Origin of the sequence: Terrabacter aerolatus, assembly GCF_007991735.1 — a bacterium.
GTDB lineage: Bacteria > Actinomycetota > Actinomycetes > Actinomycetales > Dermatophilaceae > Terrabacter > Terrabacter aerolatus.
This window is the reverse complement of the sequence record NZ_BJYX01000034.1, coordinates 17990-31129: the sequence shown is the minus strand read 5'-3', so window position 1 is coordinate 31129 and position 13140 is coordinate 17990. Positions and strand designations below refer to the sequence as shown.

Genomic DNA, 13140 nt, shown 5'->3' with positions numbered 1-13140 from the left:
TCATGACCGGGTACACCTACTCGGCGGCCAAGGCCTGGGTGACGACGTTCAGCGAGGGCCTGGCGAGCGAGCTCGCCGGCTCGGGCGTCACCGTGACCGCACTGTGCCCGGGCTTCACCAACACCGAGTTCCAGCAGCGGGCCGGCATCTCCAAGCCCGGCCCGGACTTCATGTGGCTCGACCCGACGAAGCTCGTCTCGGACTGCCTCGACGACGTCGGCAAGGGGCGCGTCCTGTCCGTGCCGGGACTGCAGTACAAGGCGATCGTCGGGCTGCTCCGGGTCGCTCCGCGCTCGCTGGTGCGCAGCAGGGCGCGCCTCGTCCGCCGCTGACCGCGCCTCTTCCGTCGTCGACCGCGCCGCCTCGCCCGGCGTCGAAACCCGAAGACGTCGTGCGGCTGGAGTCCTTCCGTCCGGGCTTTGACTTCGAGTACTTCAAGTTCCTAGCGTCGTAGGGGTGAGTGCACCCACGACCGGACACACCTACACGATCAAGGAGGCCGCCGCCCTGACCGGGCTGCCGGCCAGCACGCTGCGCTACTACGAGTCCATCGGCGTCATCGCGCCGGTGGGTCGGGGTGCCAGCAGCGGGCACCGCGTCTACGACGACGCGGACCTCGACCAGCTCATGTGGGTGGCCTGCCTCGCGGCGACGGGCATGTCGGTCAACGACATGCGGCGCTACGTCACGAACGGTCGGGCCGGTGCCGAGGCCGCGGGTGAGCAGATCGAGCTGCTCAGCGGGCAGGCGCGCCGGCTGGAGCTCGAGGCGGAGCAGGTCGCCCTGCGCCGGCGTTACGTCGCGATCAAGATCGACTACTGGCACGCCGTCGCCGCGGGCGACACCGACCGGGCCGAGCTGCTCTCGGGCGAGGCCCGCACCCTGGCCGACGCGCTCAAGCGCGCCCGCCCCTGACTCCGAGGAAGGGAACCACCCATGCAGATCACCCGCAGCTCCGTCGACACCGTGAAGGGGCCGGCCGACTGGTTCACCGGAGACGTCTACATCGACGCGGTGGCCGCCGCCCCCGCGCCGTCCCGGATGACCGCCAACCTCGTGCACTTCATGCCGGGAGCCCGCACCCACTGGCACCGTCACCCACTGAGCCAGACGGTCTTCGTCACCGAGGGTGTCGGGCTGTGCCAGCGCCGCGGTGGCTCGGTCGAGGTCATCCGGCCCGGTGACCGCGTCCTCTTCGAGGCCGACGAGGAGCACTGGCACGGCGCCGCCCCGAACCGCCTCATGGTCCACGTCGCCATCAACGAGGGCGACGACGACCACGCCGTCGTGCACTGGCTGGCCCCCGTCACCGACGAGGAGTATGCCGCCGCGCCGGCTGAGGGCTGACCCACCCACCGCGAACCCTCCCTCACCGACAGACACCCGCACCCACCTCCCAGTCCCCACCTCCCAGTCCCCACCTCCCAGTCCCCACCTCCCCAGGAGATCCTTCATGCGCGTCAACGCCTACGCCGCCCCCGCCGCCGGAGAGCCGCTGGCCCCCACGACGATCGAGCGCCGGGCCGTCGGCCCGAACGACGTCCTCATCGAGATCGAGTTCGCCGGCATCTGCCACTCCGACATCCACACCGTCAACGGCGACTGGGGCCCACAGCCCTTCCCCGTCGTCCCGGGCCACGAGATCGTCGGCCGGGTCACCGAGGTCGGCTCCGGCGTCAGCCGCCACGCGGTCGGCGACCGGGTCGGCGTCGGCTGCATGGTCGGGTCGTGCGGCGAGTGCACCAACTGCCGCAACGGCGACGAGCAGTACTGCGTCAAGGGCATGATCGGCACCTACGCCGCGACCGACCGCGACGGCACGAGCACCCAGGGCGGCTACTCCACCCACGTCGTCGTCGACGCCGACTACGTCCTGTCCGTCCCGGACGGCATCGACCCGGCGGCTGCCGCGCCGCTGCTGTGCGCGGGCATCACGACCTACGCGCCGCTGCGCAAGTGGCAGGCCGGCCCGGGCACGAAGGTCGCGGTCGTCGGCCTCGGCGGTCTCGGCCACATGGCCGTCAAGATCGCGCACGCCCTCGGGGCCGAGGTCACCGTCCTCTCGCAGTCGCTCAAGAAGCAGGAGGACGGGCTGCGGCTCGGCGCCGACGACTACTTCGCGACCTCCGACCCGGACACGTTCGAGGCGCTCGCGGGCCGCTTCGACCTCATCGTCAACACGGTGAGCGCGAAGATCGACCTCGACGCCTACCTCGGCCTGCTCGCCGTCGACGGGACTCTCGTCAACGTCGGCGCCCCGGCCGAGCCGCTCGACGTCAACGTCTTCTCCCTCATCGGTGGCCGGCGATCGTTCGCCGGCTCGATGATCGGCGGGATCGCGCTGACCCAGGAGATGCTCGACTTCTGCGCCGAGCACCACATCGGGGCCGAGGTCGAGGTCATCCGGGCCGATCAGGTCAACGAGGCCTACGAGCGGGTGCTCGCCTCGGACGTGCGCTACCGGTTCGTCATCGACGCCTCGACCCTGTCCTGATGGCCCCCGGGGTCTCGCCCCGCCGCGACGGCGGCGATACCCCGGGCGGCTCGCCCCTACGATGGAGCCTCGTGACCACCATCGACGCCTCCGCCGCCCGTGCCCGCCTGCTCGAGATCATCAAGGACAAGGCGATCGTCCACGGTCGCGTGACCCTCAGCTCCGGCAAGGAGGCCGACTACTACGTCGACCTGCGCCGCATCTCCCTCGACGGCGAGGCCGCGCCGCTCGTCGGCATCGTCATGCGCGAGCTGACCAAGGACCTGTCCTATGCCGCCGTCGGTGGCCTGACGCTCGGTGCCGACCCGGTCGCGACCTCGATGCTCCACGCCGCCGCGGCCGCGGGCGAGCGCCTCGACGCCTTCGTCGTGCGCAAGGCCGGCAAGGCGCACGGCCTGCAGCAGCGCATCGAGGGGCCGTCGATCAAGGGCCGCCGGGTGCTCGTCGTCGAGGACACGACGACGACCGGCGCGTCACCGCTCGCCGCCGTCGAGGCCGCCCGCGAGGACGGGGCAGAGGTCGTCGCCGTCGCGACGATCGCGGACCGCGCGACGGGTGCCGGCGAGAAGATCACGGCCGAGGCGGGCGTGGAGTACCGCTACGCCTTCTCGCTCGAGGAGCTCGGGCTCGCCTGAGGCGCGCCGCCGGGTGGGGTGACCTGTACGGCGTAACCGGCCCGCAGGGCCGCGACCGACGACGGGGGCGTGATGACCGTCGCCGTGCCGGTGGCGGGTCGCTCGACGAGTGACCCGGCATACGCGTTGTCGGGCTGCCAGCGCAGGAGCCCGCCGCTCGTCACGACGGCCGGCCCCGGCCCGAGCAGCACGTAGGCGCCGTCGGGGACCTCGTCCCACGCGTACGCGTGCAGGCGTCGCGTGCGCCGTCTGGTGTCCCAGCGCTCGTCGTGGAGCAGCCGGTCGAGCCCCGCTGCGGGCAGGTGCGACGTGCCGTGCTCGGCGGCGACGAGGTCGCGGAAGCGCGTGTAGTCGGCGCGGCGGCACTCGGCGCACGGACGGTGCCCCGCGGCCAGCGCGAGGGCCTCGTCGAGGAAGAAGAGCGGCGTGTAGTGGCCCGGGTCCCACTGGCGCACCCGCCGCCCGCGGAAGTCGAGCAGGCACGTGATCCAGGCTCGCCCGACGTGGTGGCGACGGACCTCCCGGCTGCCGGCCCCGTCGTGCAAGCGGCCGCGGTTGCCCATGAAGGCGCCGAGACCCGGAGCCGCGACGACCGCGCCGAAGGGGTCGACCCGGTTGTGGGCGGGGGAGTCCGAGCTGCTCACTCGAGCACCTCGAGGACGACCTGCGCCGGGTCACCCTCGCCGAGCCCCTCAGCCCGCCGGACCGCCTGCTTGACCGGGAGCACGTAGGCACCCCGCTGCGCGTCGGGGAAGACCGACGTCGTCCACGAGGTGGCTCCGACCGTCGCGCGGACGCGTACGGACCCGAACCCGCGGGGCGCTCGCGGCACCTCCCGGATGCGCGCCGACGCCTCGGGACCGACCGTCACGAAGAACCACCCCGTCTGCGCCTCCCAGCGCCACAGGTCGGCCGTGAAGCGCAGCGTCGTCATGGGTCCACGCTAGGACCCGGCGCCGACAGGAACCGGGGGAGCGGTGCCGGCGTCGCACCCGCGACCCGGTCCCCGTCCCGGTGCCCAGCACTAGGATCGGCTCGATCGGCACACCGACCCGCCGCCCTCACTCGGGAGAACCCATGATCATCGTCTGGATCCTGCTCGGCCTCGTCGTGCTTCTCGCCGTCGTGGGCGTCGTCATGTACAACGGCCTCATCGGCCTGCGCAACAAGGTCGAGGAGGGCTGGCGCCAGATCGACGTCGAGCTGAAGCGCCGCCACGACCTCATCCCCAACCTCGTCGAGACCGTCAAGGGCTACGCCTCCCACGAGCGCGGCACGCTCGAGGAGGTCATGCAGGCCCGGTCCGCCGCCATGTCGGGAGCCTCGACGCCGGCCGCCGCCGCCCAGGCCGAGGGCCAGCTGAGCCAGGCGCTCGGTCGGCTCATGGCCGTCGCGGAGGCCTACCCCGACCTCAAGGCCAACCAGAACTTCCTCGCGCTCCAGCAGGAGCTCACGAGCACCGAGGACCGCATCGCGAGCTCGCGCCGCTACTACAACGCGCTCGTGCGCGAGCTCAACACCAAGGTCGAGTCGGTGCCCTCCAACATCGTCGCCAACATGGCCGGCGTGAAGCGTGCCGAGTACTTCGAGACGCCGGCCACCGAGGCCGTCGCCCCGAGCATCTCCTTCGGGGACGACGCCCCCGCAGGAGCGCCTGCCGTCTCGCCGTCGACGCAGCCCGGCGCGGTCGGCGGCCCGTCGACGGCGCCCGGGGGCGCCCCCGGTGCACTGCCCCAGGCGCAGGCCCCGGGCGCAGCGCAGCCCGACCCCACGTCGGACGCCGCGCCGGGACAGCCCGACCCCCGCACGCCCGGAGCCTGACGGTCCCGGCCCGGCTACCACCCAGGACGCCCCGAGCGAACGCCCGGGGCCTCCTGGGTGCCCGGGTCAGGCGCCGGTCAACCCTTGACGTACGAGAGCTTCTCGCAGACCTTCCCGGCCCGGAGGCGCACGACGTCGACGCCGCGGACGTGCCCGGGTGAGCCGTCGGGTGCCACCCAGTCGAACCGCCAGCGCAGCACACCGCGGTCGCCCGCCACGAACGACTCCTCGGCCGTGAAGGCCGGGCTGCCCGTCTCGGTGAAGAGCGACTCCCACACCGAGCGCACGTCCGCCGCCCCGACGTGCCGGATGCCGTCCGGCGCGGGGCCGGTGGCCTCGAAGACGCAGTCGTCGGTCATCAGGGCCATGATCGCGTCGACGTCGCCGCGCCCGAAGGCCGCGACGAACGCCGCGAAGCCGCCGTGGTCCGGGCCCCACGACGCATCGCGTCCGAAGCGGGCGAGGAGGTCGGACTGCGGGTCGCCGGCGGACGGCATACGTGCCCCCACCGCCCCGCCCGAGCGGTAGGCGTCCTCCATGCCGTCGAACCAGGCGGCGACGTCGGCGACGAGCCCCGGGTCGAGGTCGCGCTCGCGACCCGTGGCGACCGCGAGGTCCCACCCGTGGACGAGATGGTCGGCCACGAGCTGGCGCACGTACTCGTCCATCGACTCCTCGCCGTACGACAGCTGCACCGTGCCGTGGGCGGGCAGCGTCTCGTCGACGACCCCGACCGCCTCGGTCGCGGCCGACACGGCCGCGCCGCGCGGGTCCTCGCCGAGGAGGTCCCCGGCGAGTCGCGACCCCACGTCGGCGATGGTGCGACCGCGCATCAGCGGCGCGGTCCAGAGGTCCTCGCCGACGACGTGGTTGACGAGGTCGCGCACCGTCCAGTCGGCGCACGGGGTCGGCAGGTCCCACTGGTCGTCGGCGACGCCGCTGGCCTGCTGCACCCACCAGTGGACGCTGCGACGGTAGGCCTCTCCCGGGTCGGGACCGGCCTGCCGGGCCTCGGTCGTGGTCATGAGAACGCCCTCCCGTCACCCCTGCACACACCAGTGTGCTCCGGGGGACGGGAGGGCGTCACGACATCAGGACATCAGGCGAGGTCCGCGGCTCGACGGGACCACGCGGAGGTGGCTCAGGAGGCCCGGTCGGGTCCGCTCACGCGGTCGCTCGCGTCGCCGACGGCGTCAGTGGCCTCGGCGGCGATCGCCTTGGCCTCCCGACGGTGCTTGACGAACTCGTAGACCATGGGCAGCAGCGACACGAGCACGACGAGGAGGATGGCGTACTCGATGTTCTTCGTCAGGCCCGGGAACGCCTGGCCGAGGAAGTAGCCGAGCAGGGTCACGCTGGCCACCCACGCGACCGCGCCGACGGCGCTCCAGCCGAAGAAGCGCTGGCGGTGCATGCGGCCGATGCCGGCCACGACGGTGATGAAGGTGCGCACGATCGGCACGAAGCGGCCGATGACGAGCGCGCGGTTGCCGTACTTGTCGAAGAACGCGTTCGTCTTGTCGAAGTTGGCGGTGTTGATGAACCGGCCCTGCCGTTTGTAGAGCGGACGGCCGACGGCGCGACCGATCTCGTAGCCGACGACGTTGCCGAGGAAGGCCGCGACCGCCAGACCCGCCATGGCGAGCCCGAGGTTGATGTGGATCTGGCCCGTGGCGATGAACAGCCCCATGGCGAAGAGCAGCGAGTCGCCGGGCAGGATCGGGAAGAGCAGACCGCACTCGATGAAGACGATGACCAGGGCGATGGCGAAGAACGCCCCCTGGTACTGGTCGAGCAGGTAGGTGGGGTCCATCCACTTCGGGCCGAGGGCCGGAGCGACGGCCGGCAGGGCGGCGAGTAGGTGCATGGGAGACAGGGTATGCCGTGTCGCCGGGAACGCCTGAATCCACGCTGGCCGTCGCCTGGGGTCGCGAGCGGGTCTCGAACCCGTATCGATTGCCCCGGCCCGCCTTCCGTCGGCGGCGGACCGCGGGTCACCATGGGCGCAGGGAGCGCGGGAGGAGGACCCGCACCCGCCGGGCACTCGGGGCCACCCCGTCTCGGTGGGGTGGGACGGCGGACGTGCGGTCCTCCTCCCGGTCCGACCGGATGCGGCTGCGATGCCGCCGCCGGCCCACGTGGTTCCCGTCCCGTCGGGGACGCGACCGGATCGCGGACCGGATCGGACGGCATACCTCCCGCTCGTAGACTCTGCACGTCGAAAACCACCCGTCCGCAGGAGCCCGCATGCCCCGTCCCCGCCTCGCCCTCGCCGCCGTCGCCGCGCTCGCCGTCGCCGCCCTCGGTGCCTGCGGATCGTCCACCCCCGACGCGTCGACCGGCGCCGCCGGTGGCACCGGGACCGCCGCGGCCGCCTCCTGCGCCAAGGACTCGCTCAAGCTCGTCACGGCCGGCACCCTCACGGTGGGCACCGACAAGCCGGCCTACGAGCCGTGGTTCAGCGGCGACGACCCGAGCAACGGCAAGGGGTACGAGTCCGCCGTCGCCTACGCCATCGCCGGCAAGCTCGGCTTCGCCAAGAGCGAGGTCAAGTGGACCGTCGTGCCGTTCAACACCGCGATCTCGCCCGCGCCCAAGAGCTTCGACTTCGACGTCAACCAGGTCTCCATCTCGCAGGACCGCCGCAAGGCCGTCGACTTCAGCTCCGGCTACTACGACGTGCGCCAGGCCGTCGTGACCTACAAGGGCAGCCCGATCGACGGCAAGACGACCGTCGCCGACCTCAAGGGCGCCAACCTCGGAGCCCAGGTGGGCACGACGTCGCTCAAGGCCGTGCAGGACCAGATCAAGCCGAGCAACGACCCGAAGGTCTTCGACACCAACGACGTCGCCGTCCAGGCCCTGAAGAACAAGCAGATCGACGGCATCGTCGTCGACGTGCCGACGGCCTTCTACATGACGGCGGCGCAGCTCGACAACGGCGTCATCGTCGGCCAGCTCCCGACCGCCGGCTCGCCCGAACAGTTCGGCGCCGTCCTCGACAAGGACTCGGCCCTGACGCCGTGCGTCTCCAAGGCGGTCGACGCGCTGCGCGCCGACGGCACGCTCGAGAAGCTGCAGCAGCAGTACCTCGCCAACGCGGGCGCCCCCGAGCTGAAGTGAGCGAGAGCACCTGGTCGCCCTCGTCGATCGAGACGGACCGCCGGGCCTTCCGGCGCTCGCGCACGGTGCGGTCGGCGGCGGTCTCGGCCGTCAGCACGGTCGTCGTGCTCGGCGTCCTCGGCTGGCTCATCACGCACTCGGCCGGCTGGCCCCGGGTCCAGGAGACCTTCTTCAGCTGGGACAAGGCGGTCGAGTCGTTCCCGGCCGTGCTCAAGGGCCTGTGGCTCAACATCCGCCTCATGGTCGTCTGCGGGCTCTCGATCCTCGTCCTCGGACTGACGCTCGCCATCATGCGCACCCTGCGCGGGCCGATCTTCTTCCCGCTGCGCCTGCTCGCCACGGTCTACGTCGACCTCTTCCGTGGGCTGCCGCTGCTGCTCCTGCTGCTCCTGCTCGGCCTCGGGGTGCCGGCGCTCCGGCTGCCCAACGTGCCGACCGAGCTCGTCTTCTGGGGCGCCGTCGCGATCATCCTGTCCTACTCGGCCTACGTGGCCGAGGTCTTCCGCGCCGGCATCGAGTCGGTGCACCCTTCGCAACGCGCCGCGTCGCGCGCGCTCGGGCTCTCGAACGGGCAGACCCTGCGCCACGTCGTGCTCCCGCAGGCGGTTCGCCGGGTGGCGCCCCCGCTCATGAACGACTTCGTCTCCCTCCAGAAGGACTCGGGACTCATCGCCGTGCTCGGCGCGATCGACGCGATCCGCGCAGCCCAGATCGAGACCGCCACGGACTTCAACTACACGCCGTACGTCGTCGCCGGTGTCCTCTTCCTCTGCCTGACGATCCCGATGGCTCGGCTCACCGACCGCGTCGCGCGCAAGCAGGGCTGGCACGGAGCAGGAGGCACGCTGTGACCGGACAGCCCGCACTCGAGGCCCCGCTGCTGTCGGTGCGTGGCCTGCGCAAGAGCTTCGGCGACAACGTCGTGCTCGACGACGTCGACCTCGACGTGCAGCCGGGGGAGTGCGTCGTGCTCATCGGCGCCTCCGGCTCGGGCAAGTCGACCCTGCTGCGCTGCATCAACCTGCTCGAGCAGGTCGACGACGGCGTCATCACGCTCGCCGGGCTCGACATCACCGACCCGAGGGTCGACGCCGACGAGGTGCGCTCGCGCACCGGCATCGTCTTCCAGGCCTACAACCTCTTCCCGCACCTCACGGTGCTCGACAACGTCACCCTCGCGCCCCGGCGCGTGCACAAGGTCGCCCGGGCCGAGGCCGAGAGCCGGGCCCTGGCGATGCTCGAGCGCGTCGGCCTCGCCGAGAAGGCCCGGGCCCGGCCCGACGACCTGTCGGGCGGTCAGCAGCAGCGGGTCGCCATCGCCCGCGCCATGGTCAACTCGCCGCAGCTGCTGCTCCTCGACGAGGTGACGAGCGCCCTCGACCCCGAGCTCGTCGGGGAGGTGCTCGACCTGCTCGGCGAGCTGCGCGAGGAGGGCATGACGATGATCCTGTCGACGCACGAGATGGGCTTCGCCCGCAACGTCGCCGACACCGTGTGCTTCCTCGACGGAGGGCGCGTGCTCGAGCAGGGACCGCCGGCGGAGGTGCTCGGGGCTCCGCGCGAGCCGCGCACCAGGCAGTTCCTCTCGCGGCTCGTGTCGTGAGCGGCTCGGGCGACCGTGGCAACGCGGGCGTCAGGCACGACGCGGACGAGCGGGCCGACGGCGACGACACCGCGACGTCAGCGGACCGGGTGGGGGTCGGGCCGTGGGAGGGTCCGTGGCCCGACGGCGACCACTGGGACCCCGAGCTGCTCGAGCACGGTGACCGTCGCAACGTCGTCGACGCGTACCGCTACTGGCGGCACGACGCGATCGTCGCCGACCTCGACACGAGGCGCCACGACTTCCACGTCGCCGTCGAGAACTGGGGCCACGACTTCAACATCGGCTCGGTCATCCGCACGGCGAACGCCATGGGCGCCCAGGCCTTCCACATCGTCGGGCGGCGGCGGTGGAACCGCCGCGGCGCCATGGTGACCGACCGCTACCAGCACGAGCACCACCACCTCGATGCCGCCGCCCTGGCCGAGTGGGCCCGTGCCGAGGGGCTCGCCCTGCTCGGCATCGACAACCTGCCGGGCTCGGTGCCGCTCGAGACCTTCGACCTGCCGCGCCGGTGCGTGCTCGTCTTCGGCCAGGAGGGCCCGGGGCTCTCGGAGCCGATGCGCGCCGAGTGCCAGGCGGTGCTGCACATCGAGCAGTTCGGCTCGACCCGCTCGATCAACGCGGGGGCGGCCGCCGCGGTCGCGATGCACGCCTGGGTGCGCCGGCACGTCTTCGACCAGCACCCCTGACCGACCGACCGCCCACCACCACCACCCGCAACACACCGAGCAGTGGGCAACGCCGGCGGTTGCAACCGGTGGGTGTTGGCCACTCTTCGGTGTGTTGCGGGGTGGGTGGGTCAGCCCGTGGGGTCGCGGCCGCGCCAGCGCAGCGGCTCCTCGGCGTACTCCTCGGCGACGTGGGCGGCGACCCCGATCGAGCGGGCGACCTGGAAGGCGACCTCCCCGGCCCCGGCCGGCAGGCCCAGCGCGTGCAGCACGGCGGCGCTCGCGAGGTCGATGTTAGGCAGAGCGCCGGTGCGGTCGGAGACGATGGCCACCAGCCGCTCGACCCGCCGCCGCAGGCGCGTCGTGCCGCGCCGGCGCCACAGGGCCTCGAGGACGACCTCCGCCCGGGGGTCGCCGTCCGGGTAGAGGAAGTGCCCGAACCCCGCCACCCCACCACGCTCCCGCAGCGAACGGGCCACGAGGACCTCGGGGTCGACGCCCTCGGTGAGCAGCGGGTGGGCGGCGACGGGAGCCGCGCCGTGGAGCGGTCCGGCCATGGCGGCATACGCGGCCGAGAGGCAGTCGTGGAGACCGGCGCGCGTCGAGGCCGACACCCGGGCCGCCACCGTCGAGGCGGTCAGGCCGTGGTCGAGCAGGGCGACGAGCAGCACCCGGAGCACGGCGACGTCTCCGGCCGAGGCGCGAGCGGGCGAGCCTCCCAGTGCGGCGAGCGCGAGCGTCGCCAGGTCCGGAGCCCGACCCGGGTCCGAGCCACCGGCAGGGGTGCGGTCGCCCGAGGAGCCGCCGGACCCAGTACTTCTCGCCGGTGCGAGCGCGACTCCCCCGGCCAGGGCCACGGCGGCGCGCAGCGTGGGCACGGCGGCGGCGCGCACCCGATGGGGATCGGTGTCCGACGCGAACGGGTCGGCCGCGGCGAGCAGCTGCACGGCGACCGGCATCCGGCGTTCGACGGGGAGCGATCCGAGGTCCACGGTGCCCACCGTCGCGAGGGTCGGTGACGGAACCGCTGCTGCCACCGGGGTGTCCAGCACGATCGCCGCGGCGTCCTCGAGCGACCCGAGCGCGACGACCTCGTGGAGGGGATGGCCGCGGTAGAGCAGGTCGCCCTCGACCTGGCTGCTCACCGCCGTCGCGATGCTCCGGAAGCGCAGCACCGGCTGCGGACCGCCCGGCGGGCGGGTCGCCGAGGCCATGGCGTCGATCTGCGCGCGGTCGAAGAGGCTCTCCTGCTGGCCCGGTCGGCGCTCGCTGCGCAGCAGGCCCCGGCTCACGTAGGCGTAGAGGGTCGCCCGTTTGACGCCGAGCCGCTGGGCGGCCTCGGTCGTGGTGATCCATGTGCCCGGTGCCTGGGTCACGTCGCCTCCTGCACGGTCGGGGTTGATCGCGTCAACAGTGGACGCGATCAACATTGACGGTGTTGATCAACATCGCTGAGAGTGACGAGTGAACCCGAGAGGAGCACCCCATGTCCACCAACCCCACCGGCTTCATCACCGTCCCGAAGGGCCTGGCCAAGGTCGTCGTCACCGACACCGAGCTCGGCGACGTCCGCGGTGACGAGGGCTTCTTCCACTACCGGCAGTACTCCGCCGTCGAGCTCGCGCAGCAGGTCGGCTTCGAGCAGGCCTGGCACCTGCTCGAGCGCGGTCACCTCCCCGACGCCGACGAGCTCGCGTCGTTCACGGCCGAGGCCGGGCGGCTGCGCGTGCTGCCGCAGGGCCTCGCCGACCTGCTGCCCGCGGTCTGCGCGACGACGTCCGACTCGCTCCAGGTGCTGCGGACCGCCCTGTCGGCGTGGGGTGGCATCGCCGGCCTGCGCCCCCTCTACGACTGCCACGAGGACGAGAAGCGCGCCGCCGCCATGGCGGCGGTGGCCATCACGCCGACGATCCTCGCCGCCGCCCATCGACTCCACCGGGGGCTCGAACCGATCCCGGCCGACCCGACCCTGACCCACGCCGCGGACTACCTGCGCATGGTGACCGGGCAGCTGCCTGCCGCCCGTGACGCGCGGGCCGTCGAGCAGTACCTCGTCGCGACGATGGACCACGGCTTCAACGCTTCGACCTTCACCGCCCGGGTCATCGCGAGCACCGGCGCCGACCTCGCGGCCTGCCTCGTGGGCGCCATCGGCTCCTTCTCGGGTCCCCTGCACGGGGGTGCGCCGAGCCGGGCGCTCGAGGCGCTCGACGAGATCGGCTCGCTGGACCGGGCCGACGGCTGGGTGCGCGAGCGCATCGGGTCGGGCGCCCGCATCATGGGGTTCGGGCACGCCGTCTACCGGACCCGCGACCCGCGCTCGGAGATGCTCAAGACGATCGCTCGTGGCTGGGACGACCCGCTCGTCGACCTCGCTGTCGGTGTCGAGGACGCCGTCGAGGCCGCCCTCGCCGAGCTCAAGCCGGGGCGGGAGCTGCACGCCAACGTCGAGTTCTACGCCGGCGTCGTGATGAAGCTCGCGGGGCTCGAGCCGTCGATGTTCACGCCGACCTTCTGCGTCGCCCGAGCGGTCGGCTGGACCGCGAACGTGCTCGAGCAGAGCCGCGACCCGAAGATCATCCGCCCGGCCGCGCGCTACGTGGGCCCGCCGCCGCCCCAGCCGGTACCGAGCGGCACGCGCACCCCGCTGCCCGCCTGACCCGGGCGAGAGGGCATCGAGCAGGCCCCGACGCATCCGGTTGCCGGGGCCTGCTCGGCGCGACCGGGGGAGCATCCGGTCGCTGTTCGTCGCCCGGAGCCCTCCGAACGTCACGTCCACGGTAGGGCAAGATG

General features: G+C 72.7%; 16 protein-coding genes. 11 read left to right on the top strand and 5 right to left on the bottom strand.

Features of this window, described 5'->3' with window-relative positions; translation table 11 throughout:
• From TAE01_RS19330 to pyrE, 5 genes are all read left to right on the top strand, one after another.
• The coding region (locus TAE01_RS19330; RefSeq protein WP_147068442.1) for an SDR family NAD(P)-dependent oxidoreductase at positions 1-332 on the top strand (332 nt) is incomplete at its 5' end.
• A gap of 124 nt (positions 333-456) precedes the next feature.
• Positions 457-915 carry a MerR family transcriptional regulator gene (locus tag TAE01_RS19325; protein ID WP_147068441.1) on the top strand — a complete coding sequence of 153 codons (459 nt, stop codon included), beginning with the start codon at positions 457-459 and terminating at the stop codon, positions 913-915.
• A 21-nt stretch (positions 916-936) separates the two neighbouring features.
• Entirely contained in the window at positions 937-1347 is a 411-nt protein-coding gene (locus tag TAE01_RS19320) for a (R)-mandelonitrile lyase (RefSeq protein ID WP_147068440.1), read from the top strand.
• A 106-nt stretch (positions 1348-1453) separates the two neighbouring features.
• Positions 1454-2494 carry an NAD(P)-dependent alcohol dehydrogenase gene (locus TAE01_RS19315; RefSeq protein ID WP_147068439.1) on the top strand — a complete coding sequence of 347 codons (1041 nt, stop codon included), beginning with the start codon at positions 1454-1456 and terminating at the stop codon, positions 2492-2494.
• A 71-nt stretch (positions 2495-2565) separates the two neighbouring features.
• Positions 2566-3129 (top strand): orotate phosphoribosyltransferase, encoded by a 564-nt coding sequence (pyrE, locus tag TAE01_RS19310; RefSeq protein ID WP_186815305.1) that lies wholly within the window; start codon positions 2566-2568, stop codon positions 3127-3129.
• Here the strand turns inward: pyrE and TAE01_RS19305 are convergent.
• On the bottom strand, positions 3093-3773 hold the full coding sequence (locus TAE01_RS19305) for a hypothetical protein (RefSeq protein WP_186815304.1): 681 nt from the start codon (positions 3771-3773) through the stop codon (positions 3093-3095). The two genes, pyrE and TAE01_RS19305, sit on opposite strands and share 37 nt — an antisense overlap.
• Positions 3770-4063: a DUF1905 domain-containing protein gene (locus TAE01_RS19300; RefSeq protein ID WP_147068438.1), complete on the bottom strand. Its 294-nt coding sequence runs from the start codon at positions 4061-4063 to the stop codon at positions 3770-3772. The genes TAE01_RS19305 and TAE01_RS19300 overlap by 4 nt, the downstream gene beginning before the upstream one ends.
• A 143-nt stretch (positions 4064-4206) precedes the next feature.
• Here TAE01_RS19300 and TAE01_RS19295 point away from each other — a divergent pair, with 143 nt between their 5' ends.
• On the top strand, positions 4207-4950 hold the full coding sequence (locus TAE01_RS19295; RefSeq protein WP_147068437.1) for a LemA family protein: 744 nt from the start codon (positions 4207-4209) through the stop codon (positions 4948-4950).
• Between the two features lie 77 nt (positions 4951-5027).
• Here the strand turns inward: TAE01_RS19295 and TAE01_RS19290 are convergent, their stop codons facing one another.
• On the bottom strand, positions 5028-5975 hold the full coding sequence (locus TAE01_RS19290) for a TIGR03086 family metal-binding protein (protein WP_147068436.1): 948 nt from the start codon (positions 5973-5975) through the stop codon (positions 5028-5030).
• A gap of 116 nt (positions 5976-6091) precedes the next feature.
• On the bottom strand, positions 6092-6817 hold the full coding sequence (locus tag TAE01_RS19285) for a DedA family protein (protein WP_147068435.1): 726 nt from the start codon (positions 6815-6817) through the stop codon (positions 6092-6094).
• A 380-nt stretch (positions 6818-7197) separates the two neighbouring features.
• Between TAE01_RS19285 and TAE01_RS21010 the strand changes: the two genes are divergently transcribed.
• From TAE01_RS21010 to TAE01_RS19270, 4 genes are all read left to right on the top strand, one after another.
• Positions 7198-8073, top strand: a complete 876-nt coding sequence (locus tag TAE01_RS21010; protein ID WP_246111467.1) for an ABC transporter substrate-binding protein — start codon at positions 7198-7200, stop codon at positions 8071-8073.
• A complete protein-coding gene (locus TAE01_RS21005; RefSeq protein WP_246111466.1) occupies positions 8070-8924 on the top strand; it encodes an amino acid ABC transporter permease in 855 nt (284 codons plus the stop codon). Before TAE01_RS21010 ends, TAE01_RS21005 begins: the two co-directional genes overlap by 4 nt.
• Positions 8921-9676, top strand: a complete 756-nt coding sequence (locus tag TAE01_RS19275) for an amino acid ABC transporter ATP-binding protein (protein WP_147068434.1) — start codon at positions 8921-8923, stop codon at positions 9674-9676. Before TAE01_RS21005 ends, TAE01_RS19275 begins: the two co-directional genes overlap by 4 nt.
• Positions 9677-9765: 89 nt before the next feature.
• Entirely contained in the window at positions 9766-10368 is a 603-nt protein-coding gene (locus tag TAE01_RS19270; RefSeq protein WP_147068443.1) for a TrmH family RNA methyltransferase, read from the top strand.
• Positions 10369-10478: 110 nt separating this feature from the next.
• Here TAE01_RS19270 and TAE01_RS19265 read toward each other — a convergent pair whose 3' ends face one another.
• Entirely contained in the window at positions 10479-11723 is a 1245-nt protein-coding gene (locus TAE01_RS19265; RefSeq protein WP_186815303.1) for a citrate synthase, read from the bottom strand.
• 110 nt (positions 11724-11833) lie between these two features.
• On the opposite strand from TAE01_RS19265, the gene TAE01_RS19260 reads away from it, so the two are divergent.
• The gene (locus TAE01_RS19260; protein WP_147068432.1) at positions 11834-13006 is read left to right on the top strand and encodes a citrate/2-methylcitrate synthase; all 1173 of its coding nucleotides are present in this window, start codon (positions 11834-11836) and stop codon (positions 13004-13006) included.
• Positions 13007-13140 lie beyond the last annotated feature (134 nt).